The sequence below is a fragment of the Roseobacter sp. N2S genome, from assembly GCF_031454055.1.
Classification (GTDB): Bacteria; Pseudomonadota; Alphaproteobacteria; order Rhodobacterales; family Rhodobacteraceae; genus Amylibacter.
In genome coordinates this window covers 25,449-50,625 of record NZ_JAVDQB010000009.1, presented here as the reverse complement: position 1 = coordinate 50,625, position 25,177 = coordinate 25,449, and the positions used below count along the sequence as shown (strand labels likewise).

At 58.5% G+C, this 25,177-nt stretch carries 22 protein-coding genes and 1 pseudogene; 10 read left to right on the top strand and 13 right to left on the bottom strand.

What is annotated here, in order from left to right:
- Nucleotides 1–124 precede the first annotated feature (124 nt).
- From GGE09_RS17940 to GGE09_RS17915, 6 genes are read left to right on the top strand one after another with little or no spacing between them, the layout of a single operon-like run.
- Nucleotides 125–1,990, top strand: a complete 1,866-nt coding sequence (locus GGE09_RS17940) for a TonB-dependent receptor domain-containing protein (RefSeq protein WP_309747552.1) — start codon at nucleotides 125–127, stop codon at nucleotides 1,988–1,990.
- Nucleotides 1,965–2,828: an ABC transporter substrate-binding protein gene (locus tag GGE09_RS17935; RefSeq protein WP_309747551.1), complete on the top strand. Its 864-nt coding sequence runs from the start codon at nucleotides 1,965–1,967 to the stop codon at nucleotides 2,826–2,828. The genes GGE09_RS17940 and GGE09_RS17935 overlap by 26 nt, the downstream gene beginning before the upstream one ends.
- Nucleotides 2,828–3,808 carry an iron ABC transporter permease gene (locus GGE09_RS17930; protein ID WP_309747550.1) on the top strand — a complete coding sequence of 327 codons (981 nt, stop codon included), beginning with the start codon at nucleotides 2,828–2,830 and terminating at the stop codon, nucleotides 3,806–3,808. The genes GGE09_RS17935 and GGE09_RS17930 overlap by 1 nt, the downstream gene beginning before the upstream one ends.
- Nucleotides 3,805–4,563: an ABC transporter ATP-binding protein gene (locus tag GGE09_RS17925; protein WP_309747549.1), complete on the top strand. Its 759-nt coding sequence runs from the start codon at nucleotides 3,805–3,807 to the stop codon at nucleotides 4,561–4,563. The genes GGE09_RS17930 and GGE09_RS17925 overlap by 4 nt, the downstream gene beginning before the upstream one ends.
- Nucleotides 4,560–5,231 (top strand): adenosylcobinamide amidohydrolase, encoded by a 672-nt coding sequence (locus GGE09_RS17920; RefSeq protein WP_309747548.1) that lies wholly within the window; start codon nucleotides 4,560–4,562, stop codon nucleotides 5,229–5,231. Before GGE09_RS17925 ends, GGE09_RS17920 begins: the two co-directional genes overlap by 4 nt.
- The gene (locus tag GGE09_RS17915) at nucleotides 5,224–6,207 is read left to right on the top strand and encodes a DUF6925 family protein (RefSeq protein ID WP_309747547.1); all 984 of its coding nucleotides are present in this window, start codon (nucleotides 5,224–5,226) and stop codon (nucleotides 6,205–6,207) included. The genes GGE09_RS17920 and GGE09_RS17915 overlap by 8 nt, the downstream gene beginning before the upstream one ends.
- Here GGE09_RS17915 and GGE09_RS17910 read toward each other — a convergent pair.
- The 6 genes from GGE09_RS17910 to GGE09_RS17885 form a co-directional block, all read right to left on the bottom strand.
- Entirely contained in the window at nucleotides 6,204–7,259 is a 1,056-nt protein-coding gene (locus tag GGE09_RS17910) for a GlxA family transcriptional regulator (protein WP_309747546.1), read from the bottom strand. The genes GGE09_RS17915 and GGE09_RS17910 overlap by 4 nt on opposite strands.
- A gap of 126 nt (nucleotides 7,260–7,385) precedes the next feature.
- Nucleotides 7,386–8,675: a TRAP transporter large permease gene (locus GGE09_RS17905; protein WP_309747545.1), complete on the bottom strand. Its 1,290-nt coding sequence runs from the start codon at nucleotides 8,673–8,675 to the stop codon at nucleotides 7,386–7,388.
- Nucleotides 8,676–8,749: 74 nt separating this feature from the next.
- Entirely contained in the window at nucleotides 8,750–9,751 is a 1,002-nt protein-coding gene (gene dctP, locus GGE09_RS17900; RefSeq protein ID WP_309747544.1) for a TRAP transporter substrate-binding protein DctP, read from the bottom strand.
- A gap of 41 nt (nucleotides 9,752–9,792) precedes the next feature.
- On the bottom strand, nucleotides 9,793–10,284 hold the full coding sequence (locus GGE09_RS17895) for a TRAP transporter small permease (RefSeq protein ID WP_309747543.1): 492 nt from the start codon (nucleotides 10,282–10,284) through the stop codon (nucleotides 9,793–9,795).
- A 32-nt stretch (nucleotides 10,285–10,316) separates the two neighbouring features.
- Complete coding sequence (locus GGE09_RS17890) at nucleotides 10,317–11,453, bottom strand: MaoC family dehydratase N-terminal domain-containing protein (RefSeq protein ID WP_309747542.1); 1,137 nt, start codon at nucleotides 11,451–11,453, stop codon at nucleotides 10,317–10,319.
- Nucleotides 11,454–11,489: 36 nt separating this feature from the next.
- Nucleotides 11,490–13,049, bottom strand: a complete 1,560-nt coding sequence (locus tag GGE09_RS17885; protein ID WP_309747541.1) for an AMP-binding protein — start codon at nucleotides 13,047–13,049, stop codon at nucleotides 11,490–11,492.
- 148 nt (nucleotides 13,050–13,197) lie between these two features.
- On the opposite strand from GGE09_RS17885, the gene GGE09_RS17880 reads away from it, so the two are divergent.
- The 4 genes and pseudogenes from GGE09_RS17880 to GGE09_RS17865 form a co-directional block, all read left to right on the top strand.
- Nucleotides 13,198–13,983 carry an IclR family transcriptional regulator gene (locus GGE09_RS17880; RefSeq protein ID WP_309747540.1) on the top strand — a complete coding sequence of 262 codons (786 nt, stop codon included), beginning with the start codon at nucleotides 13,198–13,200 and terminating at the stop codon, nucleotides 13,981–13,983.
- Between the two features lie 3 nt (nucleotides 13,984–13,986).
- Nucleotides 13,987–14,484: a PaaI family thioesterase gene (locus GGE09_RS17875; protein WP_309747539.1), complete on the top strand. Its 498-nt coding sequence runs from the start codon at nucleotides 13,987–13,989 to the stop codon at nucleotides 14,482–14,484.
- On the top strand, nucleotides 14,477–15,697 hold the full coding sequence (locus tag GGE09_RS17870) for a CaiB/BaiF CoA-transferase family protein (protein ID WP_309747538.1): 1,221 nt from the start codon (nucleotides 14,477–14,479) through the stop codon (nucleotides 15,695–15,697). Before GGE09_RS17875 ends, GGE09_RS17870 begins: the two co-directional genes overlap by 8 nt.
- A 79-nt stretch (nucleotides 15,698–15,776) precedes the next feature.
- A pseudogene (locus tag GGE09_RS17865) lies at nucleotides 15,777–16,919 on the top strand (Fic family protein); the annotation flags it as partial.
- Here the strand turns inward: GGE09_RS17865 and GGE09_RS17860 are convergent.
- The 7 genes from GGE09_RS17860 to GGE09_RS17830 all read right to left on the bottom strand — a co-directional run bounded on the left by GGE09_RS17860 (nucleotide 16,916) and on the right by GGE09_RS17830 (nucleotide 25,166).
- Nucleotides 16,916–17,926: an ABC transporter ATP-binding protein gene (locus GGE09_RS17860; RefSeq protein WP_309747537.1), complete on the bottom strand. Its 1,011-nt coding sequence runs from the start codon at nucleotides 17,924–17,926 to the stop codon at nucleotides 16,916–16,918. The pseudogene GGE09_RS17865 and the gene GGE09_RS17860 sit on opposite strands and share 4 nt — an antisense overlap.
- Entirely contained in the window at nucleotides 17,923–18,936 is a 1,014-nt protein-coding gene (locus tag GGE09_RS17855) for an ABC transporter ATP-binding protein (protein WP_309747536.1), read from the bottom strand. The genes GGE09_RS17860 and GGE09_RS17855 overlap by 4 nt, the downstream gene beginning before the upstream one ends.
- Nucleotide 18,937: 1 nt before the next feature.
- On the bottom strand, nucleotides 18,938–20,410 hold the full coding sequence (locus GGE09_RS17850; protein ID WP_309747535.1) for a chlorohydrolase family protein: 1,473 nt from the start codon (nucleotides 20,408–20,410) through the stop codon (nucleotides 18,938–18,940).
- Entirely contained in the window at nucleotides 20,410–21,606 is a 1,197-nt protein-coding gene (locus tag GGE09_RS17845; protein ID WP_309747534.1) for an amidohydrolase family protein, read from the bottom strand. Before GGE09_RS17845 ends, GGE09_RS17850 begins: the two co-directional genes overlap by 1 nt.
- Before the next feature lie 12 nt (nucleotides 21,607–21,618).
- Nucleotides 21,619–22,560 carry an ABC transporter permease gene (locus tag GGE09_RS17840; protein ID WP_309747533.1) on the bottom strand — a complete coding sequence of 314 codons (942 nt, stop codon included), beginning with the start codon at nucleotides 22,558–22,560 and terminating at the stop codon, nucleotides 21,619–21,621.
- On the bottom strand, nucleotides 22,557–23,528 hold the full coding sequence (locus tag GGE09_RS17835) for an ABC transporter permease (RefSeq protein WP_309747532.1): 972 nt from the start codon (nucleotides 23,526–23,528) through the stop codon (nucleotides 22,557–22,559). The genes GGE09_RS17840 and GGE09_RS17835 overlap by 4 nt, the downstream gene beginning before the upstream one ends.
- 66 nt (nucleotides 23,529–23,594) lie before the next feature.
- Complete coding sequence (locus tag GGE09_RS17830) at nucleotides 23,595–25,166, bottom strand: ABC transporter substrate-binding protein (protein WP_309747531.1); 1,572 nt, start codon at nucleotides 25,164–25,166, stop codon at nucleotides 23,595–23,597.
- Between the last annotated feature and the right edge of the window lie 11 nt (nucleotides 25,167–25,177).

Here is a 25,177-nt window from a genome sequence, read left to right as displayed (position 1 = left end):
CGCGTGGGGCGTTTGGACTGCGGATCTTCCGCTCGTGGTGTTTTCACCGTCTGCGGGGGGAAATCCCTCTGATGACATGTCTGTATCTGTTGGCCCGTTCGGGTCAAATCCTAGGGATGTTTTTATGCACCGCTCTACCTTATTGGCCACTGTGGCCCTGTCCACCTTCCAGTTCACCCCTGTTTTCGCGCAAGACACCCTTGATCTGGGGGAATTGATCCTGTCCGGCGGGCTGTCCCCGATTGCACAATCCGCCCTTGGCCGCGCCGCCAGTGTTGTCACTGCCGATCAGATCAAGGATCGCGGCATCACCACAGTTCAAGATGCGCTGCGGGCCCTGCCCGGTGTTTCGGTCAACGGCACCAGCAACAGTTCCATTCAGGTGCGCATTCGCGGAGGCGAGGCGAACCACACCCTGATCCTGATCGACGGGATCGAGGCCGCAGGCGGAGACGCGGCCTATAACCTAAGCGGGCTAGAGGCCAGCAACATCGAAAAAATCGAAGTCCTGCGCGGCCCGCAATCGGTCTATTACGGGTCAAACGCATCAGCGGGGGTGGTGAATATCATCACCCGTAAAGGCGGCATCGGCCAGACCTATTCAGCATCCGTTGAATTTGGCGCTGCCACAACTGCCACCGCCTTTCTGGCCAACCGCACCGAACGGGGCGGGGTGTCACTGGCGTTTTCCCACAGCGATGATCGGGGTTATGATCAATCGGGTGATGGCGGGGAAAAAGACGGATTGGAACGCACAACCGCGATCCTGTCTGCCGATTACCTGCTGACAGATGACCTAAAACTCGGCCTGACCCTGCGCAGATCAGATGAAGAGTACGACTATGACACATCACCTTTCACCGCCACGGATGCCGCCAGTTATGTGGTCGATGATCCCACCCAGTTCAGCACACGCGATGAACGTACCGCCAGTATCTATGCGGAATATGATATGCTGGGCGGCCGCCTGACACACCGTCTGTCCTTCGCAAAAACCGATTACACCTCAACCTTCAACGGCGGTGCGCCGACCAAGGAACAGACCGAAGCGATTAAATACCGACTGAGCTTTGGCCTAGACGGGCGCGCGGTGTCTGACGCGGATCACCTGTTGAACCTGTTGCTGGAACACCAAGAGGATTCCAGCAGTTCCAACCCGCAATATGGCCGCAAATCAACCTCTGCGGCGCTGGAATATCGCGGCAGTTTCAGCAACGGGCTGGACCTGCAAGCAGGCGTGCGGTTTGATGACAACGATGTGTTCCAAGACGCGGCTACATGGACTTTGGGCCTGTCTTATGCGATCCCAGACAGCAATGTGCGGCTGCATGCTTCGGCAGGGACAGGTATCGTGAACCCGACATATTTTGAACTTTACGCCAATGCCTTTGGCTACACAGGCAACCCCAACCTGAAACCCGAACGCAATCGTAGCTTTGATCTGGGGGCGGAATTCAGCTTTGCCGCAGGACGTGGCAGCCTTGATGTGACCTATTTCAACGAGGTTCTTACGGATGAAATCACCGATGTCAGCACTGGCCCGGGAACCTATAGTCTGATCAACCAAGCAGGCGACAGCAAACGCCAAGGCATTGAGATCGCCGCAGGGTTTCAGGCCACGGATGATTTGAAACTGCGGATGGCCTATACCTATATTGATGCCACCAACCCTGACAACAGCATCGAAATCCGCCGCCCCAAACATGAACTGACCCTTGGCGCGACCTTGGATACCTTTGGCGGCAAAGGGTCTGTTTCCGCCGATATCCGCCATGTTGCGGGCAATTTTGACACCCAATACTGGGGGGCCTATCAAACCGTTGAACTGCCCTCTTATACCACCGTCAATCTGGCAGCGCAGTATCAGTTGACGGATGCCGTGTCCCTGAACGGGCGGATCACCAACCTGTTTGACACAGACGCGGTAGATGTCTGGGGCTATGCCGCACGGGGCCGCGCGGCCTATGTCGGCCTCAGCGCGCGGTTCTGATGTGATCCGCGCCCTTTGCCTGATCCTAGCGGTGTGTTGTGCACCGCTGACCGCACAGTCTGACACACGCCCGCTGCGGGTTGTGTCGATGAACCTGTGCACCGATCAGCTTGCCATGCTGGTTGCAGGCAAAGGGCAGCTTTATTCCGTATCGGCTCTGGCATCAGACCCGCGCAGTTCTGCCATGGTGGATCAGGCGGGCAGCTATGAAACCAACCACGGGCTGGCCGAGGAAATCTATCTGATGCAGCCCGATCTGGTGCTGGCGGGTAAGTTCAGCGCGCGGGCCACGGTGGATATGCTGAAACGGCTGGGCATTCCGGTGGCAATTTTCAACGCTGCCTATTCCCTGGATGACGTGCGCGCACGGCTTACCCAAATGGGTGAGGTTCTGGGCCAGCAAAACCGTGCAGCCGGATTAATTACCGATTTTGATCAACGCCTTGCCAACTATCGCCAAGACCGAACCCACAGCCCCCGCGTCGCGCTATACTATGCGAACGGCTATACATCGGGCGACAAGACCCTTGCAGGGCAAATCCTGCAAGCAGCTGGATTAACCAATATCGCGGCAGAGGCAGGCTTTGCCTCGGGCGGATTGATGCCGCTTGAAGTTTTAGCCATGGCGAACCCTGATACGGTGATCACCAGCAAGCCCTACCCCGCCGCCTCTCGCGCTGATGAAATCAAGGACCACCCCGTCATCACCGCCCTGCGCGGCGCGGTTTCCGGCCCGTCCCTGACAGATCACGACTGGATTTGCGGCACGCCTTTTGTGTTGCGCGCCATCGACGATATGGTGAAATTGCGTCATTCCATACCAGCGGGACAGCCCTGATGCGCCTTTTTGTGACCCTGACGGCCCTGCTGATCGCACTGTTTATCACTGCCCTTGTAATCGGCCCCGCAGACATCGGCATCTGGCCCAGCCTGAATGCCCTGCTTACAGGGGATGAAGGCCCGATGTCGCTGGTGATGCGCGAAATTCGCCTGCCCCGTGCGCTGTTGGCGGTGATGATCGGCGGATCGCTGGGGCTGGCAGGGGCCGCGATGCAAGGCTATCTGCGCAACCCGCTGGCAGATCCGGGGCTGATCGGCGTGTCCAGCTCTGCCGCCCTTGGCGCGGTGCTGGCCATCCAGACGGGATTGGCCGCCAGCTTTGCCTTTGGCCTGCCCCTGACCGCTTTGGCTGGCGCGCTGATTGGCGTGTTTCTGGTGCTGGCTCTGGCGGGGCCAAGAGGGTCATCCCTGACGCTGATCCTTGCGGGAATTGCAATTTCTGCACTGGCGGGGGCTTTCACATCTTTGGTGTTGAACCTGTCGCCAAACCCCTTTGCGGCCAATGAAATGGTGTTCTGGATGATGGGATCACTGGCGGATCGTTCCATGACCCATGTGTGGATCGCCCTGCCCCTGATTGTGGTTGGCGCGGGGATGCTTGCCACCCTGTCACGGGGGCTGGACGCGCTGACATTGGGCGAAGACGCCGCCGAGGCCATGGGCATCAACCTGCGTCGCCTGCGACTGACCCTGATCTTTGGCACCGCCGCCGTTGTGGGGGCGTCAACCGCTGTTGCGGGAACCATCGGTTTTGTCGGTCTAGTGGTGCCCCACCTGCTGCGCCCGCTGGTGAAATCCCAGCCGGGGCGGCTGCTCTGGGCCTCGGGGTTTGGCGGGGCAGCAATGGTTCTGGCGGCGGATATTCTGGTGCGCGTGGTGTTGCCCGAACGGGATCTCAAACTTGGGGTTGTCACCGCATTGGTCGGCGCACCTTTGTTCCTGCACCTGATTTACCGCACACGGAGACAGGGGCTATGACGCTGTTATCCTTGGAAAACCTATCAGTCACACGGCGCAATCGGGCGATTTTGAACGGGATCAGCCTGACCATTGGCGCGGGGGAACTGGTTGGGATTATCGGCCCGAATGGCGCAGGGAAAACCACACTGATGCGGGCCGCGCTGGGGTTGATCCCCTTTGCAGGGCGCAGCAGCCTTGCGGAAATGTCACCCCGCGCCAAGGGCCGCGCGGTGGCATGGATGCCCCAATCGCGCGAAATCGCCTGGCCAATAGATGTGGAAACGCTGGTGATGCTGGGCCGCACGCCCCATCTGGGCGCAGGCCAGCGCCCCCAAGACACCGACCACGCCGCCGTTGAAAAAGCCCTGCAAAGGATGGAACTGACCCCGTTTCGAAACCGCACCACCACGCGGCTGTCGGGCGGCGAACAGGCGCGGGTGCTGATTGCCCGTGCTTTGGCGCAGGAAACCCCGCTGTTGATGGTGGATGAACCGATTGCAGGGCTGGACCCCGCCCATCAGATTGCCACCATGCAGACCTTTGGCACGCTCGCGCAAGAGGGCCATTCAGTGCTGGTCTCGCTGCATGATCTGGGTTTGGCGGCCCGCCATTGCACCCGTCTGATCGTGATCGACAAAGGCAGGATCGCAGCGGATGGCCCGCCGCTGGACGTGCTGACCCCCGATCTGATCCGCGACACTTTCGGGATCAGCGCCTTTTTACAGGACACCCCCCAAGGACTGGTGTTTCAACCGCTTCAGGTGGTGGGATGACATCGCTACATCTGCAGCGACCGTGGTTGGAATTCGATCTGGGCAGCCCCATGCATGTGCTAAGCTGGGCGATCAATCGCCCCGGATTTGTCACCGCCCGCAAAATCATCTGGCGCGAAGTGCGCAATGCCGACCTGCCCCGCGATTTGGACGTCAAAACATGGTTCGAACAGGAACTGAAACGCCACAAATACAACGCCACTGTCGCCTTTCTAACCTCGCGTGATGTATCGCGTTATAGCTGGGAAAGCGTCACTATCGGCCCTGTAACCGCTGATTGCCTTGCCACTGTCGGCCTGTCCAATGCGGAACGCATCGGCCATCGCATGGATCGCCGCGCACAGGATTGGGGCACCATTAACATCGCCCTGCGTTTGGGCACTCCGCTGTCTCAAACCGGCCTGATCGAGGCTTTGAGCATCGCCACCCAAGCCCGCACCACCGCGATCCTTGATATGGCTCTGCCCTTGCCCCACGGGCTGGCCACAGGTACGGGAACCGACTGCATCGCCGTTGCCGCACCCGAAGGGACGCATGATTATGCCGGTTTGCACACTGATCTGGGGCAAGCCCTCGGCGCTGCGGTCTATCGTGCTACCTTGTCAGGGGCACAGCAGTGGAAAGCGGATATGACATCACTCAAACTCACGGAGAACACCAATGCTTGATCTGGAACAGGTTCTGGACTCCGGTCTGCAACAGGCCAAAGCAGGCTGGAAAATGGGCTCATTCGGGGCGATTGCGCAATTCTGCTATCGAAGGGGCGCGACCCCACCCGCCGTTACCGCTCCGCTGACGCAAATCACCGATCTGGGTGGCATACGGATCAGTCAACTGGCAGGGGTGCAGGCCGTGGCCTATGAAATGCTCAGCCCGAAGGTCAACCGCTGGACGCAGGCGCTAGCCTTATGCCTGCCGCTGGACGACGCCCTGATGCACCGCCGCGCGACCCTGACCGAATTGGGCGCAGACACACACGCCCTGCGCGCACAGGACCAAGACGGTATCTTATTTGACTTGGGACTGGCCCAACCCCAACTGGATTTTTGCATCCGCACCGCTGATCCGCATCTGCTGGAAATCCTGCGCGCCAATCAGGGACGCGCCATTATGGACCCCGAAAACCCCGCGATGGATGCCATTATCGCCAGCCACCCCCACCGCGTGACCCTGACCCGCGTGGGCCGCATTGAGGTCTATCAAAATATTGGCGGCGCGGGGGCTGACGGCACGGCACCTGACGGGCCGCACACCCATATCTTTTACAAAATGCTGCGATTAGGGCGCAGCCACGCGGCCAACACACCGATCCCCGAAGGCTGGGTGCCCTGCTGTGAACTTTACCCTGAAAGCCCCGTCGAGGGACCGATGGGCGCGGATAAAGACTTTGATCCAGCCGCGTTTGACGCCTTCCAGCAGCTTTTGCAAACTTGGGGCGCCGCTGATTATCTGGCTGCAAAATCAGATTGTTGGGCGGCGCTTGATGCGCACCAAGAGCCTGCATCCCTGACAGAACCTGCCACACGGGTCGGGCGCACTGGCCTGCGCAACGGATTGCGGCAATGGCGGCGGATACACGGCGACAGCCCGTTGCTGGATCGCTGGTGCACAGTGTTTGATCCCAAAAGCGTGGGCGGCGGTTAATCCGCAGCCCCGCCTGCCTTGGCGTCGCGCATCTTGCCGCGCCGACCGTAGGGGGTTTCTTTGAACCGCGCTTTATAGTGCCGCGTGAACAACCCGCCCGAACTGAACCCCGCCGCCATGGCGATTTCGGTCACGGTCATGTTGGTTTCCGCCAGTAAGGTCTGCGCGCGGTCCAGCCGCGTGTTGCGATAGACTGTGGCGGGGGTTTCTGCGAACAGCTTTTTGAATTGACGCTCCATCTGGCGGCGGGAAAATCCACCCTGATCCGCCAGTTCTTCCAGCGTGAGCGGGGTTTCGATGTTTTCATACATGGCCCGCAGTACAGCCAGAACCTTGGGATCGCGCGAATTGATCGCTTTGGCAATCGACGAGCGTTGTTCCCGCGTGGGCGATAAATCCCCTGCGCTTAGGCACATATCAGACACGGCAGCGGCGAAATCCACGCCATAATCATCCGCGATGATCGACAGCATCATTTCCGTGGCTGCTGCCCCGCCTCCGCAGGTATACAGATCGCGGTCTGCTTCGAACCGGCGATTGCTGGGGGTCAGATCGGGAAAGGTTTCAATGAACCCGGGCTGGTTTTCCCAATGCAGGGTAAAGCGTCGGTCTTTCAGCAATCCCGCCCGCGCCAGACTGGCCGCCCCTGTGCAAATCCCCCCCACAGGCCCACCGAAACGGGCATGTTTGCGCAGAATATTCAGCACATTCTCCGAGGCCACCTCGGTGCCGCGATTGCCCGAACAGACCCACAGCGGCATATCCGCCGCCAGCCCGTCCAACCCGCAATGGGCCCCCACATCCACACCGGACGACGAACAAACCGCACCGCCGGTTTCAGACAGAACCACCCAGCCATACAGCGGCTTTTGCGCCAGTTGATTGGCAATCCGCAGCGGGTCAAGCGCGGAACTGAAGGCCAGAAGGGTAAATTCAGGCAGCAGCAGAAACCCGAACCAGCGGGTCTCTTTCACCACAGCCACCGGGTAGCTGAACGCGCCCGCTGGCACTACATCGCCGTGTCTGGGCGGATTTGGGGGTGAGGGAACCATTCACGTGTACTTTTTAGGGATCACAGGCCAGACCTGTGTTTACCAGACCCTTTTTGCACCCAACAGCGGGTTTTGTCACCAACAGTCGCCGCGGCGCGTGCAGTTTACATCGCGCCGCGCCTGCCCCTAACGGGCCATCAGTTCGGGCAGGAACAGGGTGATTAGCGGGAATGACATCAACAGGATCAGAACAACCACCTCCATCGCCAGAAACGGCAGGATCCCGCGAAAGATCGTACCCAGCGGCACCCGCGTCTGCGCCGCCGCCACATAGGCGTTTAATCCCAGCGGCGGGGTTAGCAGGCCGATTTCCACGGTTTTTGTGACCACAATGCCAAACCAGACCGGATCGTAATCCAGTGCCATAGCCGTTGGGAAAGCCAGCGGCATAGCCAGGGACAGAATGGCCAGTTGGTCCATGAACATGCCCATCACCAGCAAGGTCAAAATGATGATACCCATAATCATCTCACGGGGCATATCGGTGGTGGCGACAAATTCCAGCAGGCTGTGGGTGATCCGTGTGAAGGCCAGATAGTTGGAAAAGATCGCCGAACAGGCCACGATGGTTACAATCATCACCGTAGCGCGGATGGCGCTGCTGATCGACTGGTTAAAGGCAACCCATTTCAGACTGCGCTGGAACAACACGATGATCAGCGACCCCATCACCCCCAGCGCCGCCGCTTCGGAAGGCGATGCAATGCCCCCATAAATCGCGCCGATCACCGCCACCATCAACAGAACCATCGGGATCACATGACGGCTGTTTTTCACTGCTTTTTTCAACTCGAAAGGCTCGCCTGCAGGGGCTTGATCCGTGGTGTGGGCGATAATCTTGATCACAATCGCCAAACCCACGGCCGTCAATAGACCTGGTATAACCCCCGCAATAAACAGTTTCCCGATCGAGGTTTCGGTCAGCACACCGTAGACCACCAGCACAATGGACGGGGGCACAACCACCGCCAAAGTCCCGCCCACACTGACCACTGCCGCAGACAGGCGGTCAGAATATTTGTGACGACGCATTTCGGGAAAGGCCGAAGACGCCATCGCCGCTGTTGCCGCCGTTGAACTGCCCACAAGCGCGGCCAGCAACACGGATGACGCCACTGTCGCCATGGCCAGCCCGCCTTTGACATGGCCGATCCACGACTGACAGGCCACAATAGCGCGCCGCGTCACATCCCCCGCCGTCAAAAGTTCGGCCATAAAGATGAACAACGGGATCGCCACCAGAATGAACGAGGCCGAGGTATCAAAAAACGTGCGTTCCAGCACCGCAAGGGCCGGCTTAAACCCCAGTTGCGCAGCCAGCCCCAAGGTGCCGGTGATCCCCATGGCAAAGGCAATTGGAACGCGGAATGCCATTAAAACGGCAAGCAGGAAAACTATGGCAGTAAATGTCAGCATGGTCTGGGCGCACCCTTATTAAGTGGTGACAGCCGCCAGATGTGGCGACTGCCGCAGGGCTTCATTTCAGCGGATTATTCGCTGGTCAGCTTGCGATAAGTGTCCAGCACGGCGCTGGCCTGATCGTTGTTGATCCGTTCAACCCAATCCGCACTGACCGTCACCAGCGCTTTGGTCACAGAGTCCAGTTCCTCGGCAGACAGTTGGTAAGTGTCGATACCCTCGGCTTTCCATGCGTCGATCAAACCCGCAACAGAGGCGTCTTGGGCCTGTGCCACATGGCTGGCGGTTTCATCCCCAATACGCAGCATCTCTGCCTTAACAGTGTCAGAAAACCCGTCAAACAGATCGCTGCGCACCACCATCACAAAGCTGTAGCCGCCAAAAGATGCGTTGGTGGAAATATGGCTGACCACCTCGTTCAACTTATATCCCGGAACCGATGCCAGCGGGAATAACACCGCATCCAGACGCCCCCGTTCCACAGCCGTGTAAACCTCGGGGCCGGGGATTGAAATCCCGACTGCGCCCAATTCCCGCGCTGTCATCGCCTGTGTGGACCCTGATGTGCGCACATCCAGCGCATCCCAATCCGCAGGCATCCCCAGCCGCGTTTTGGCCAGAACCTGATAGGGCGGCAGCACAAAACCAAAGATCGGTGTCACGCCCGAAGCAAGGATTTCGTCCCGCAGCGGCCCCTCTTTCAACATGGTTTGCAGCGCGGTTGTGCCCTGCACCGCAGACCCGTAATACCCCGGCAACCCAACCACCGAATTCAGCGGCAACGCCTCGGCGTGATACAGCGTGCCCAGCAGGGCCGCATCCAGAATACCGTTGTTCACCGCATCCAGTTGCGCCTTGGATTTCGCCGCTTGCTGGGATGGGAAATGTTCGAATGTGATCGCCCCGTCGGTGGCTTTGGTCACCTCGGCCATCCATTTACTGGTGCCTTCCACAGACACAATATGACTGGTGGACTGGAAATCCCCAAGCCGCAGGGTTTCCGCCTGCGCCCATCCCCCCAAAAGGGTAACCGCAGTGGCAAATATGCCTTTAATCGCGTTTGACTGTTTCATTATATCTTCCTCCCGTTAAATATTATGGTTGTGGTGTTGATTTATGTTTTTACCGCTTTGCCCTGTGCCGCAGCGTTATAGAGCAGCCGCAGAACCAGCACGCCGCATCCCAAAGGGATCACGCCGTAAGCCCAGCCAAGCGGCCAATCCATCGCCCCGTATTCCACATCCCCGTGCAAGAACGCCTCTAGGGCGAATTTGCCCGACATCCATGTCACGGCTGCAAAGAACGCAGCGGGCAACAACAGGCGCAAACTGCTGATCAGCCGTCCGAAACGGCCGGGCAAATCTTCTGGCATGAACTCCAGCGCCAGATGCCCGCCATCGCGAAACACCCGCGACAGGGACAGCGTGGCCAGCATCGGCATCAGGTAAAGTTCGGTCACTTCGAACTGGATCTGCACCGGTCGGTTGAAAATCAACCGGAGCAGAATATCGGCGTTGATCAACACCGCGACCGCGACAAGGCCGAGGCACCCCCCAAGATGGAGAATATCCTCTGTTTTACTTAGTATTTTTCCAAAGTATCGCACCCTTGCCTCCCAGCGGTTCTGCGGTGATGGTCCTATCGTTTGGGCAATTCCACAATGGCAGAGCCGATCGCAGACATTTCCCCGTCTTGCTGTTCCGCGCGCTGTTGGATTTCAAGCAGATACCGCCCGTCCTCTTCATATTTTCGCACAACAGCACCGTGGATCAGGATGATATCGCCTTCGGGATTGTGCCGCCGCACCTGACATTTAGCCTGTGCCAGAAAGCCGTCATCGCCCATCCAGTTGGTGATTTGATGTGTCAGCCATGACGTGCGTTCTGGTCCATAGTCATAGGCACCGGGTGCGCCCACTTCCAAAGCAAACTCTTCTTCCCAATGCACCCGCTCTGGGCAATCCGGAATGCCAAAGCGGTTTTTAATGCCCGCACTTGGGTGTTTTTGCTGCAATTTCCACGCCAGTTTATTGGCGCGAATATACAGCCCGCCCCAGCCCTGCGCATAAGCGATAAAGCCTGTGGCCGTCATTGGACCTTTCACCATTGTAGGCAGATCGTCGCCTTCGGACACATCATCCCAATAGCGGGTTTCAGCACCGCGAATGGTTTCACGCTCGTAGTATTGGTTGTATTCATCCAATTCGCCTTGAGTATAGACGCGACGGCCTTTTTCCTTGGCTTCAGTGTATTTCGTGCCGTTTTCGCGGGCCTGATCTCGGTCGGTGCGGAAACACCAGCTGTCAGCCTCGGCCAGCATTTCACCGGTGTTCGCATCATAGAAATCCACGTGATAGATTTGCTGGATCGACTTGCCCGCGAAACGGGTGTCATGCTCGATCAGGTCTTTCAGATAGGCTTCGGTGCGAAATTCCGTGTTGCGCAGGATCGGTTTGTGCCAGATCCAGTTGGCCCCCGACCACATGGCATGAACCCCGGGCAGACCGCCCACATAGCCTGAAATGATCCGGCTGGTGGCAAACAGAAAACTGGGCAGCGCAATCACATCACCGTATTTGGTGGTTTTTGCGTATTCGGGGTCACACCACAGCGGGTTGTCGTCGCCGATGCCATGGGCATAGTGGCGGATATTGTCGCGGGTTGCTTCATAACACCACGGCTCTACTGTGCGTTCGATTTTCACACCGATACGCTTGCGCAGATCGTCGATGCCTTCCTGCGTTATTTTCGGAAATTTCCGTACCATTTTATTCATTTTCTACTCTCCTTGGATAATGCGATGCCTTGCGGTTTATTCCGCTGCGGCCTTGTTCTGGTCTTGCTGGTCCCGCAGGATTTTGCGGTTCACCTTGCCCGCCGGTGTCTTTGGCAGCTCGGTGACAAATTCGATCTGGCGGGGGTATTCATGGCGGGCCAAACGGGCGCGCACGTGATCCTGAATGCTTTGGGTCAGACCCTCGGTTTCGGCCGTCTTTAGAATGATGTAAGCTTTCACCACCAAGCCGCGCAGCGCATCCGGTGCGCCAATCACGGCACATTCGGAAACCGCGGGATGGCTTAGAACCGCGTCTTCAACCTCAACCGCGCCGATGGTCCAACCGGCCGAAATGATCACATCATCCGCGCGGCCCCCGTGATAGAAATACCCGTCAGCGTCCACACGGCCCAAGTCTTTGGTCGGGAACCAGACGCCCCGTTTTTTCACCATCAACTCGCCGGTTTCCCCCGCATCGGCGGGCGATCCGTCGGGACGTTGCACCTGAACCTCTACCCCTGGAACCGCCTTGCCCATGGCTCCGTCGCGGATTTCCAGATCGGTTGCGCCGGGGTAATTGGCGATGATCACGCCGATTTCCGTGGTGCCGTACATGGAGCAGACTTTGGTGCCAAAGGTGGCTTCCACATAGGCGGCGGTTTCGGAATCAATCGGTTCGCCGGTGAAGGACAGCTTGTCAAAACAATAGGTGAAATTCTCGGCCACCCCCGAATTGCGCATCATACGATAGTGGGTGGCGGCGGCTGTCAGGTTGGTGATCTTGAAATCATGCAAACCCTTTAACAAGCGTGCCGCATCAAACTTGCCACTATAAGTGCCCGTTGACACCCCCATGGCCAGCGGCGCCAAAGTGCCGTGCCACAACCCATGCCCCCAAGCGGGCGAGGACGGGCAGAAAAACCGGTCTCCGGGGCGGATGCCCGTAGCATACAGCGCCGCCACCATCAGGGTGACGATGGATTGATGGCTGTGCTTCACCGCGGCAGGCAAAGCGCGCGTGGTGCCCGATGTATATTGCAACACCGCCAGATCACTGCCCGCCGTATCCCAGTCATAAGTCGCGGGCAGATCATCCAAACCGTTCAGGAAATCCTGATCCACCACGGTCACATTCTTGGCCCCGCCCGCTGTGGCATCGGGGGCTTTCTCGGCGCTGGTGAAAAACACCTGCGGCGTGCAATCCCCCACCCGCAGGGCAATCCCGTCCGGCCCGAACAGCGAAAACATCGGAACCGCCACAGCGCCGCTTTTGATCACCCCGAACATGGCACTGTAAAACGCCAAAGACGGTTCGATCATTACGGCAACACGGTCGCCTTTCTGAACACCCTGAGCCTCTAGGTAATGGGCAATCTGGGACGACCGCCGCGACACCTCGGCAAAGCTGAGCACCTCGTCGCGGCCATCCGCATGGGCAATCCGCAGCGCCACGTTTTCACCCGCCACATGCCGGTCGATACATTCATGGGCAATGTTGAAACTGGACCGATCGCCGCCAAACAGCTCCCACAGCTTCTCTTTGGAATACTGTGCCTGCGCATCGGCATAAGATGTGAATTGTGTCAGGCGGGTCATTCCCGTCTCCCTCTTCAAATGTCTGGCGAGCCAGCTTGAAAGCCTGTTGCCCGGTTCGTTGACAATGGTAGGGATTTTAGGAAAGTATTGTCAATATGGTTTATCTATTGTATATAGACAACAAAACCATGGCCTGAGAGGGGCGAAAATGACCGAAGAAGAGAAGACCACACCCACCAAACGGCAGGTGCCCGCAGTCACCAGAGCCCTTGCTATACTGCGTTTTCTGGGCCGTTCCCCTGATCCGATCGGGGTCAATCCGATTGCACGGGAACTGGATTTGATCCCCAGCACCTGCCTGCATATTTTGCGCGTGCTTCAGGACGAAGGGCTGGTGGATTTTGATTCGAACACCAAACGCTACTCCATCGGAATCGGTATCCTGCCGCTGGCCAGATCGGCGCTGCAACGCAATACATTTTCCACTTTGATCCAGCCGCGCCTGTCCGAATTGTCACAGAAATTCGACGTCACCAGCATTGCCACGCAACTGTCCGAACCGGGTCAGATGGTGGTGGTTGCCCTGTCCCAATCCACCATGCCCTTCCGCCTGCAAGTGGATCTGGGCAGCCGCTTCCCCGCCCTGATCAGCGCCACGGGGCGGCTGTTTGCGGCCCATAACGCCAAGGACCAGACCGCCCTGCGCGGAGAATTCGACAGGTTGGTCTGGGATCACCCGCCCTCGTTCGATCTGTGGACAGAGCAGGTAAACGAATCCCGCGCGCAGGGCTATGCGGTGGATCAGGGCAGCTATATTTCCGGCGTGACCGTGGTGGCGGTTCCGGTGTTTGGCACCAGCGGAAGGATGACCCGTTCCATCGTGGCCATCGGGATTTCAGAGCGTCTGAAGGATAAGGAAGTCCCCAAATTGGCCAAAGCCATGCAGGCCATTCGCACCGGTATTGAAGACATTCAAATTGACACGGGGAGCTAGGGTTTGACCGAAATACAGACACAAGCGCAGGCACATGCGCAGGCACAGACCGTACCAGACGGCTGGACCGCGCTTAAATTGGACGGGTTTATGGATCACATCGGGCAGTTGTTGCACCCGACCGACAGCCCGACCCGTGACACCTTCGGCCTGCAAACCGACACGCGGCACAAGAACCATCTGGGCATCATCCACGGCGGTGTTTTAACCAGCCTGCTGGATCAGGTGATCGCGCTGGTGACATGGAACGCGGTGGACCGACAGCCGGTTGTGACCGTGCAAATGGACACACGGTTTCTGGGCGCGGCCAAGGTCGGGGATTTCCTCCAAATCCGCGCAACCCTGCGCCATAAAACCCGCGCGCTGGCCTTTGTTGACGCAGAAATTCTATGCGCCGACCAGCCAATCGCCAGCGCCACAGCGGTGATGAAACTTACTGTTCCAACAGAACAGACCACAAAACAGACGACAGAACAATCTACAGGACGATCCGATGACTGACACGCCCACACCCCCCCGATCCGGCCCGCTGGCGGGGATCAAGGTTCTCGACTTTTCACGCATCCTTTCTGGTCCTTATGCCAGCATGGTACTGGCCGATCTCGGCGCGGAAATCATTAAGGTCGAACCCATCGAAAAGGGCGACGAGACCCGCAACTTCCCCCCATTCCAAGGCGATCTAAGCCATTATTATATCGCCCTTAATCGCAGCAAGAAAAGTATTTCACTGGATCTGAAATCCCCCGAGGGCCAGAAGATCGCCAAAGATCTGGCCCAGCAAAGCGACATGGTTCTGGAAAACTTTCGCCCCGGTGTGATGGACCGTCTGGGCCTTGGCTATGACACCCTGCGCGCAGCCAATGAACGGCTAATTTATTGCTCGATTACGGGGTTTGGCACCAACAGCCCCCACGGCGATAAACCCGCTTTTGACATTGTCGCCCAAGCCCTGTCCGGCGTGATGAGCGTCAATTGCGAACCCGGACAGGCCCCCAACAAACTGGGCATCCCGATGGGCGATATGGCGGGCAGTATCTTTTCCCTGTTCGGCCTGCTGGCCGCCCTGCATGAACGCAACACCACCGGACAGGGCCGCCACATAGAGGTCGCCATGCTCGACAGTTTGATCGCCCTGCAAGGCTATCTGTCGCAAATCTATTTCGTCACCGGCCAAAGCCCGCAACCCGTTGGCACACAGCACCCCAGCATCCTGCCCTACGGGTCTTTCCCCACATCAGACGGCCACGTGATTGTCGCCTGCCTGACCGAACGGTTCTGGCATAATTTCGCCCGCAGTCTGGACCGCGAAGACCTGATCACCGACCCGCGTTTTGCGCTTTATGCCGACCGCCTTGCCAACCGATCCGCGCTGGAACCGATCATCCACCACCGCATGACGCAGGACACCACCGATTACTGGCTGGACCGTCTGGTGGCCTTTGACGTGCCAAATGCCCCGATCCTGTCAATTGGCGAAGCCTTGGAACAAGACCATGTGGCACAGAAAAACCTGATCGAAACCGTGAACCATCCCCAAATCGGAGAAATGAAACTGGTGCGCGGCCCGATCCGCTTTGACGGCGCAGGCCCGTCGCCTGCCACCGCCCCTGCCTTGCTGGGGGAAAACACAACCGAGATTCTGCGCGACCAACTGGGCATGGCGGTGGATGACATTGCTCGGCTTCAGGCCAAAGGGGTGGTGAACGGCAGCTAACATCGGCAAGACATATCGGCAAAGACTTGCGTTAATCCCGCAAAACTGCCTGTAATTGCGGGATTTTAAGCATCCTCAAGATCGGCAACGGGAGGCCGGACAGTTGGGCCAAGGTCTGCATCCCGACAGCGCGGCAGAGCTGGCGGATTTTGTGCGGGTGATGAACTGCTACTATTCCAACCTGATAGAGGGTCACAACACCCGCCCCCGTGACATCGAAAAGGCGCTTGCAGGGGCGAAACTGGTGGAAGAAACCCGCCCCCTCGCCCTAAAGGCCCGCGCCCATGTGATTGTGCAGCGCCACATTGACGATATGTTCCGCGCCGGAACATTGCCCCCGCCCACCTCGGTCGGGTTTCTGACAGGGGTGCACAGGATGTTTTACGATGAAATGCCTGCGGAATTCCGCGTCATCCATCATCCCGACGGCACCACCAGCCCTATTATACCCAGCCAGATGCGGCAGGCAGGCGATGCCAAAGTGGCGGTGGGGCGGCACCGCCCCCCGTCTTCGTCCCGCCCCCCGTCTTCGCCCTGCGTCGCGGCTTTTATGGATCACTTTGACAAACGCTTTCAGATCGCCGCCCGCTCTGCCAGTGGCCGGATCATCGCCATTGCCTCGGCCCATCACCGGCTGAACTCTATCCACCCGTTTCCCGATGGCAACGGACGGGTCAGCCGTTTGATGTCCCATGCCATGGCCCTGAATGCGGGGATTGGCGGCATTGCCCTGTGGTCCATTTCCCGCGGTCTTGCGCGGGGAGTGACGGATCGGGGCGAATACAAACGGATGATGGATATGGCCGACAGCCCCCGACGCGGAGACAGGGACGGGCGGGGCAATCTGTCAGAGGCGGCGTTGAAAACCTTTTGCGCGTGGTTTTTGAATGTGGCGCTGGATCAGGTCACGTTTTCGGCCAAACTCTTTGATCTGGGCGGGCTGGACCGGCGCTATCGCCGCCTTGTTTCCGATCTGATCGAGGACAAACGCGCCCCCGACCTGATCTCGGCTGTGCTGCGCCACGGCGCGCTGGAACGGGGCGAGACGCAATTTGCCTTGAAAACTTCAGAGCGAACCGCGCGTAACACGTTAAAACGCCTGACAGGGGCAGGTTTTTACATCTGCCTCTGTGAAAGCCCTGTGCGGCTTGGCTGTCCGCTGGACTACCGCCAACGCCTGTTCCCGAACCTGTTTGCAGATACAGACCTGCCAGCACCCTAGGCCCTTTCAACCAGATGACAGGCCACCATCCCGCTGGACACCGCTTGAAACAGGTCCGGCGCCACCGCGCTGCATTGGGCCACGGCCACAGGGCAACGGGGGTGAAACGCGCAACCGCTTGGCGGGTTCAACGGGCTTGGCGGCTCGCCCGCCTGGGCTTCAACGCGGCGTTTGGGGTTTTCAATATCGGGGATCGTCGCCAGCAACAGCTTGGAATAAGGGTGCTGGGGGTTGGTGAACAACGCCTCGACGGGGGCCTGTTCCACAATCCGCCCCAGATACATCACCGCAATATGGGTGGACATATGGCGCACCACGCTTAGGTCGTGACTGATGAACAGATAGGTCAGCCCCAGTTCATCTTGCAAACGGCGCATCAGGTTCAGGATTTGCGCCTGCACCGATACATCCAACGCCGAGGTGGGTTCATCGCAGACCAGCAATTCAGGTTCCGAGGCCAAAGCCCGCGCGATGGAAATCCGCTGGCGCTGGCCGCCTGAAAATTCATGTGGGTATTTCAGCGCGTCATCAGCCCCGAGACCGACGGTCTCCAACAGCTCGCGCACCCGATCCAGCGTTTCCTTTTCGCTATCGCGCAGCTTCATCTCGCGGATCGGTTCGGCAATGATATCCCCCACCCGCCAACGGGGGTTCAGGCTGGAATGGGGGTCTTGAAATATCATCTGCACCTTGATCGGCCGTCCGGTTTCCCCGGTGCCAAAGCTGATATCCCCCGATGATGTGGCATAAAGCCCCGTCACCAGCCGCGCCACGGTGGATTTGCCACAACCGGATTCCCCGACAATGCTGAAACAGGTGCCCTTTTCCACGGTAAAGGAAATATCCGACACTGCCTCAACGAACAGTTTGGGACGGCGTTCGATCACGCGGTTCAGCCAGGGGGCCGACACATCAAAGACTTTGCTCACATGGCTGACAGACAGGGCGGGGCTGCCCGCTGGCAGGGGTGTAGCTGTCGGTTCAGGGGTCGCTGTGGAAACGGTCATCGGGTTCCTCCTTGTTGCAACCAGCAGGCGGCACTTGTGGTATCCACCATCTTTAGCGCAGGGTTTTCCACGCCGCATTTCGGCCCCGCTTGGGGACAACGGGGATGAAAGGCACAGCCCGAGGGCCGCGCATTCAACCGTGGCATGGACCCGTCAATCTGGGACAGGATTTCAACACGGTCATGCAGGCTGGGGATCGCAGCCATCAGGCCTTTGGTATAGGGGTGTTGCGGATTGTGGATCACATCCTTCACCGGCCCGCTTTCCACCACGCGCCCCGAATACATCACACAGACCCGATCAGCAGTTTCGGCAATCACCCCCATGTCATGGGTCACCAGCATAATACCCACACCGGTTTCATCGCATAATTTCCGCAACAAAGCGGTGATCTGCGCCTGTATCGACACATCAAGCGCCGTTGTCGGTTCATCCGCAATGATCAAACGCGGCCCCGCCGCCAGCGCCAGCGCGATCACCACACGCTGCCGCATCCCGCCTGAAAACTGGTGGGGATACTGGCGCAGGCGTTCTTCGGGCGCGGGAATTCCGACGCTGCGCAGCAGTTCCAGCGCACGCTCGTTTGCCTGAGGACGGGTCATATCATTGTGCAAACGGATGGTTTCCACCAGTTGCTTGCCCACGGTGAACAACGGATTCAGCGCGGTCAGCGGGTCTTGGAAAATCGCGCCCATTTCGCGGCCACGAACCTTGGTTAACTCGGCCTCGGTCAGGGTATCAACACGCCGCCCGCCTACATGGATTGCGCCTTTGGCAATACGGCCCGGATGTTCCAGCAGGCCCAGAACCGCCAGTCCGGTGATGGATTTACCAGCCCCGCTTTCACCCACCACACCCAGGATTTCCCCCGGCGCGATCTGCATGGACACCTCGTCAATCGCAGTCAAAACACCGCGCCGCGTGGGGAATTCCACGCTCAACCCCTGCACGTCCAGCGCAGGCGTTGTGTCACTTTCTTGTTCAGGCACGGGAATGGGCTGAACCATCATGCTAGTCTCCATTCATCATTGGAAAAGTCGGTGGAAATATCTGCGACACTGGGGGGTGGCCCAAAGTGCGCTCGGGGTATTTTTCGATCAAACCGTCGAATTGCGCCTGCACCTGCGCGCGCGCTGCGGCCATGTCGATGCCCGCAACCGCGCCGTCGCGCATGGACAGGCGCCCGTCGACAATCGTGGCCCGCGTCACCCGCCCCGTCGCCCCGAGGATCAGGGTCTGCACCGGGTCAATCCGCGGCGCCATATAGGCGTCATTCATGTCAAACACCGCAATATCCGCCTTGGCACCAGCCCGTAAAACACCGATGTCATCGCGGTTCAACGCCTTGGCCCCGTTGATCGTGGCCGCGTCAAACATATGGGCGGATGTCACCGACTCTAGCCCGTCATTCAGTCGGCAGGCCATCAGGCCCACGGCCATATTCAGCACCATATCAGGCGGGGCGGTATCCGTGCCCATGGCCAGATTGATCCCCATCGCACGCAGCTTGGCAAAGCTGCGCAACGCGCCACCATGACGGGTGGAAACCAGCGGGCAATGCACCACCGTCACCCCGTTGTTGCGATAGCGTTCCAGATCGGTGTCCGTGGCCACCGTGGCATGGGGGGCCAGCAATCGCGGTGACAAACACCCCAAAGAATCCAGCCAGTGCGGTGCGGTCATCCCGTGCAACGCCAGCACGGTTTGCAATTCCATCTGCCCCTGCGCCATATGCAGGCGCACAGGGCAATTCAGATCCTCGGCCGCCGTCATGGTCCGTTTCAACAGGGTGGCCGTGCAGGTTTCCACCCGATCAGGGGCTAGCATCGGTGACACCAGATCGCGCCCCTGCATCTGTTGGGCAAAGCCGATGGCATTCTCTAGCCCTTGCAGCCCGCGGGGTTCATCAAAGACCGCGCGCATCTTGCCGGACCCGTCCACCACCATCCCGCCCGCGCGGTAGGCAGGGCCAAGCCAGACCCGCAGCCCCATATCTTCGGCCGCATCCGCAGCGGCGGTGAATTCGGCAACGGTTTCGCCCCATTCACGGTAAAACAACGACGCAATCGGCGCGGCAGAGGTGATCCCGTTCAACAGCAATTGCCCAAAGGCAAAGCGTTTTTGAAAGGCCAGTTCTTCGGGGGAATACATTTCATACGGCCCGCGATCCACATAGGACTGGGGCCAGACGCGGCCTTTCTGCTCGCTTGGCCAATTGTCATGGGCCAGCAGGGTTGTATCCAGATCGGACAGCGCGTCCAGATCCACAAACCCCGGTGCAACCAGCGCCGCGCCCATGTCGAACCGCGCAGACACCGTTCCTTCAAACCGCGGGCCGACCCATAAGATACGGTCGTTTTCGATCACGACCTCGCCCTTGTGCAGCAGCCGCCTGCCCTGTGCTGTGTCCAGCACAATCCAGTCAGCCGCAAGCGCCCAACGACCGGGGGGGCGTTCACCAAGGGGAAGATCGGTAAAGCGCATTATGGGGCTTCCATCAGGGTTGCCCCGTCGCGAGCGGTCACTTTGCCCGCTTTCACCACCAGCTTGCGCGGTGCGTGGGTGACGATGGCATGGGCCACGGCAACGCCTTCGACCAGCACCAGATCACCGGGCGCGCCGACTTTCAATTCGCGCCGTTCCAGCCCCATTGAAACCGCCCCACCGCCTGCGCAAATATCCAGCGCCTGATACATTTCCTTGTCAGATCGCAGGTTGTTGCGCAGCCCGACAAATTTCGCCCTCTCCAGCATGTCGCCGTTGCCATAGGGACCCCAAGTGTCTTGGATACCGTCATTGCCCGCCCCGATCCGAATACCATGGGCCTGCAATTGTTTGATCATCGGCGCAGGGCTGCTGGCGGGCGCTGTGGTCATAATCGCCACGTCCAGCGCGGCGAGCCGTTCTAGCAAACCCTCGACCCGCGCCTGATCCGGCATCCCCAGACAGAAGGCATGGGAAATGCTGATCATGCCTTTCATGCCCAAAGCCTCGGCCCGATCAAGGGTCTGCTCCATGGAAAATGCGCCCAGTTCGCCCCGCTCGTGCAAGTGAATGTCGATGCCCTTGCCGTGTTTGTCAGCCAGCGCAAAGATTGTGTCGAGATGGCCTTTGGGATCGTGATCCACACCACAAGGGTCTAATCCGCCCATCAAATCCGCGCCCATTTTCAGCGCCTCATCCAGCAATTCTGCAGTGCCGGGGCTGATCATCAGACCCGATTGCGGAAAGGCCACGGTCTGGATTTCCACCACATCGGCCAGTTTTTCTGCGGTTTCCATCACCCCTTCCAGCGCGCGCAACCCGCCTGTGGTATCCACATCCACATGGCTGCGGATCAGGGTTGCGCCGTAAGCGGCGGTCTTCAAGGCATGGCGCATGGATTGCACATGGGGGTCCATACCAAGACGGGTTTTCATCTGGCGCTCATTATCAATCATCGCCATCAGATTGCCGCCGCCCACATCGTTGTGATACCACGGATACCCCAGCAGGGATTTATCCAGATGGGTGTGCGCCTCACTCAATGCGGGGATCGCGATGCACCCGCCTGCGTTCTCTACAGGTGTGGTGCCCGCGTCCTGATCCGGCGCGATTTTCGCGATGCGACCGTTTTCGATCAGCAGATCGGTAGGTTCGCCATCCAGAACGCGCAGGTTTTTGATCAGTAGATTAGTCATCGGTTCTTTTCCTTAACGCAGTTTCGGGTTCAGCGCGTCGCGCAGCCAGTCGCCCAGCATATTCACAGCAACCACAAGGATGCACAGCTGGATCGACGGGAACAACACGATCCACCAAGACCCTGAAAACAGGTATTGATTGCCCACACGGATCAACGTGCCAAGCGAGGGTTGGTTGGGCGGCATCCCGACACCCAGAAACGACAGGGTCGCTTCGATAAGGATGGCCAGACCAAAGTTCAGCGTGGCCGCCACAAAAATCGGTGTCAGCGTGTTGGGCAGGATATGTTTCAGCATCAGACGCCGCGCAGGGGTTCCCACCAAGCGTGAGGCCATCACATATTCCTTGCGCCGCTCCACCATAGTTTGCGCACGCACCACACGGGCGTATTGCACCCATGAATACATCGCAATCGCCAGCACCAGCACCGCCGCCACACCAATTTCGCGAAACGCAGGGGGCAGGAATTGTTGTGCCACCGAACTGACAAGGATCGCCACCAGCACAATCGGGATCGACAGCAGCACATCACCAATCCGCATCAACACATTGTCAATCCAGCCGCCATAATAGCCCGCCATCAGGCCCAACCCGATACCCACCACCAGCGACACCGCAACAGATGCTATGCCGATGATGATCGAAATCCGTGTGCCATATAAAATACCCGACAGAATATCGCGCCCCTGCACGTCGGTCCCCAAAAGGAAGGGCATCTGCCCGCCTTCCATCCAGATCGGCGGCAGCTCGGCGTTCCACAGCTCCAGCGCAGCCAGATCATAGGGGTTCTGGGGGGACAGCACAGGCGCCAGAAAGGCGGTAATGATCACCAGCAACAGGACAATCGCGGCCCCCACTGCGGATTTGTGGGATTTGAAAGACCACCAAAGATCACTGTCCCAAAAACGTTCCATCCGTGTCGGCACGGCTTTACCAGAGGTTTGGTCGCTCATTTTTCGGCTCCTCGCAGGCGGGGGTCAATCACCGCATAGGTCATATCGACGATGGCATTCAGCACCACAAAGATCAGGGCGACGATACACAGGTAAGCGGCCATGATCGGCACATCCACAAAGGTCACAGCCTGTATGAACAGCAGCCCCATACCCGGCCATTGAAAGACGGTTTCGGTTACAAGGGCAAAGGCGATCAGCCCGCCGATCTGCATGGCGGTCATGGTCACAACCGGCATCAAACAATTGCGCAACGCATGGCGGAAGTGGATGGATCGCGCCGGAATACCCCGTGCCCGCGCGAATTTGATAAAGTCGGATCGCAACACTTCCAGCATTTCAGCCCGCACCAGTCGCATCACCAAAGTGATCTGGAACAGCGACAGGGACAGCGCAGGCAAAACAATCGACATCCGCCCCGAATGAGACAGCAGCCCCGTCGTCCACCAGCCCAGATCCACCGTGTCGCCGCGCCCGAAAGCAGGGAACCAGCCAAGCCAGACCGAAAATACAAGGATCAACCCGATCCCGACAACAAAACTGGGCAGGGATATGCCAATGATTGAGGTAAACTGCATGGTCTCGGCATACCAGCTTTGCCGTTTGATCGCGGTAATCACCCCCATGGGCACCCCGACGATCAAGGAAATAAAAGTGGCCACCAGCACCAGTTCAAAGGTGGCCGGAAACCGTTCGGAAATCATATCCAGCACATCACGCTGGTTGCGGAAGGAAATCCCGAAATCGCCCGTTGCGGCACGCCCGACGAAAGTGGTGAATTGCATCAGAAACGGTTTATCCAGCCCCAGACGTTCGCGCAGATCGTCGCGCTGTTCCTGGGTGGCTTGTTCGTTCAGCATCTGATCCACAGGATCGCCCACAAAGCGAAAGATAACAAAAGCCAGAAACGTCACGGACAGCATGACAAAGACGGCATTGGCGAGGCGTTTGATAATAAAAGCCAGCATATCAAAAATCCCTGAAATCAGAGGAAAAAAGGGGCGACGGTTCTGCGCCGCCCCAGGGGGGGAGAATTACTTGGTAACGTACCACATCCGCGGCTTGTTGTCGGGGAACTGTGGCAAGTCACTGAATTCTTTGGACACGGCCCAAGCCATCGGCTGCTGGTGCAGCGGCATCATGATGATTTCATCCTTGGCGATCTTCAGCGCATCTGTTTCCATCTGCAAACGAGTGTCCTGATCCAGTTCAACCGCAGCGGATTGGGTCAGTTTGTCCAGTTCGGGATAAGACCAGCCCCCCCAGTTGAACACGCCGGAATTGCCGACTTTGGAATGCAAAACCTGCACAAGGAGCGAATAGGTGTCCAATACCGGCAGCGTCGCCCAGCCCAGCGTGTAAACATCCGCTTTGCCATTGGCCCGCTTCGGGGTTTGTTTGGCGGTCGGCCCGATATCCAACTTCGGCTTCAGCCCGATGCGCGACCACATGGACGCAATTGCCTGACAGAATTGTTCTTCGTTCACATAGCTTTCGTTGGTGCAAACAAAATCAAATTCAAACCCGTCGCCGTAGCCTGCTTCGGCCAGCAAGGTCTTGGCTTGTTCAGGATCATAGGCTGCGGGGGTGTCCAGCGACTCAGCATATCCCGGAATGGACGGCGCAACCAACGCACCTGCATTGCGGGATTTGCCACGCATCACTTTGGCCTGGATCAATTCCATATCCACAGACATTTGCATAGCCTGACGCACCCGCAAATCATTCATCGGGTTCTTACCCCCCGCAACCAGTTCGTCGCGGCGGTTAAAGCCCAGCATCACAGTGCGCAGGTCGGTGCGCTCCAACACCTCCAGATTGTCAGCGGCAGCAAGGCGGGGCAAATCCTGCACAGGGGCAGAATCGACGAAATCAACCTCGCCAGACAACAAGGCCGCAACCCGTGTGGCGGCAGATGAAATCGGCTGGAATTCGATCCGCGTCAGATTGTGTTTCGCCTCATCCCACCAGTTTTCATTCACCGTCAGAATGGTTTGCGCCTCGGGGGTGCGGGATTCCAGAATGAACGGACCGGTGCCATTGGTGTTGAACGTGGCATAGCCTTCGATACCCGCGCTAACGTCCGTCGGCTTCTCGGCGTTATTGGCAACCAACCAGCCTTTGTCAAAAATATGAATGTTGGTCAGATCGTTCAGCAACAGCGGATAGGCCCCTGTCAGTTCGATATCAATCGTGTGGTCATCCACAACAGTGGCGCTTTTATAGGCAGGCAGATTGCCCTTCAAAGGCGAGGTGTCATCACTGACCCGTTGCAGACTGGCCAGCACATCTTCGGCGGTGAAATCTGCACCATCGTGGAACTTCACACCGTCCCGCAAGGTAAACCGCCATGTGGTCGGCGACACGATTTCCCAGCTTGTGGCCAGCGCCGGTTCGATCTGTAAATCGCGATTATACCGCACCAGACCTTCGTAAATGTGGTTCAGAAAGTTGATCGTATAGCTGTCGCCATAAGAATACGGGTCCAGCGACACGATATCACGCGGCGCCCCCCAGCGAATGGTTTCAGCAGAAGCAGAGGTTGCAAGCAGTGCAGCAGCAATCCCCCCCAAAGCAGCGCGGTGTAGTTTTTGTGACAAGTTCATTGTTTCGGCTT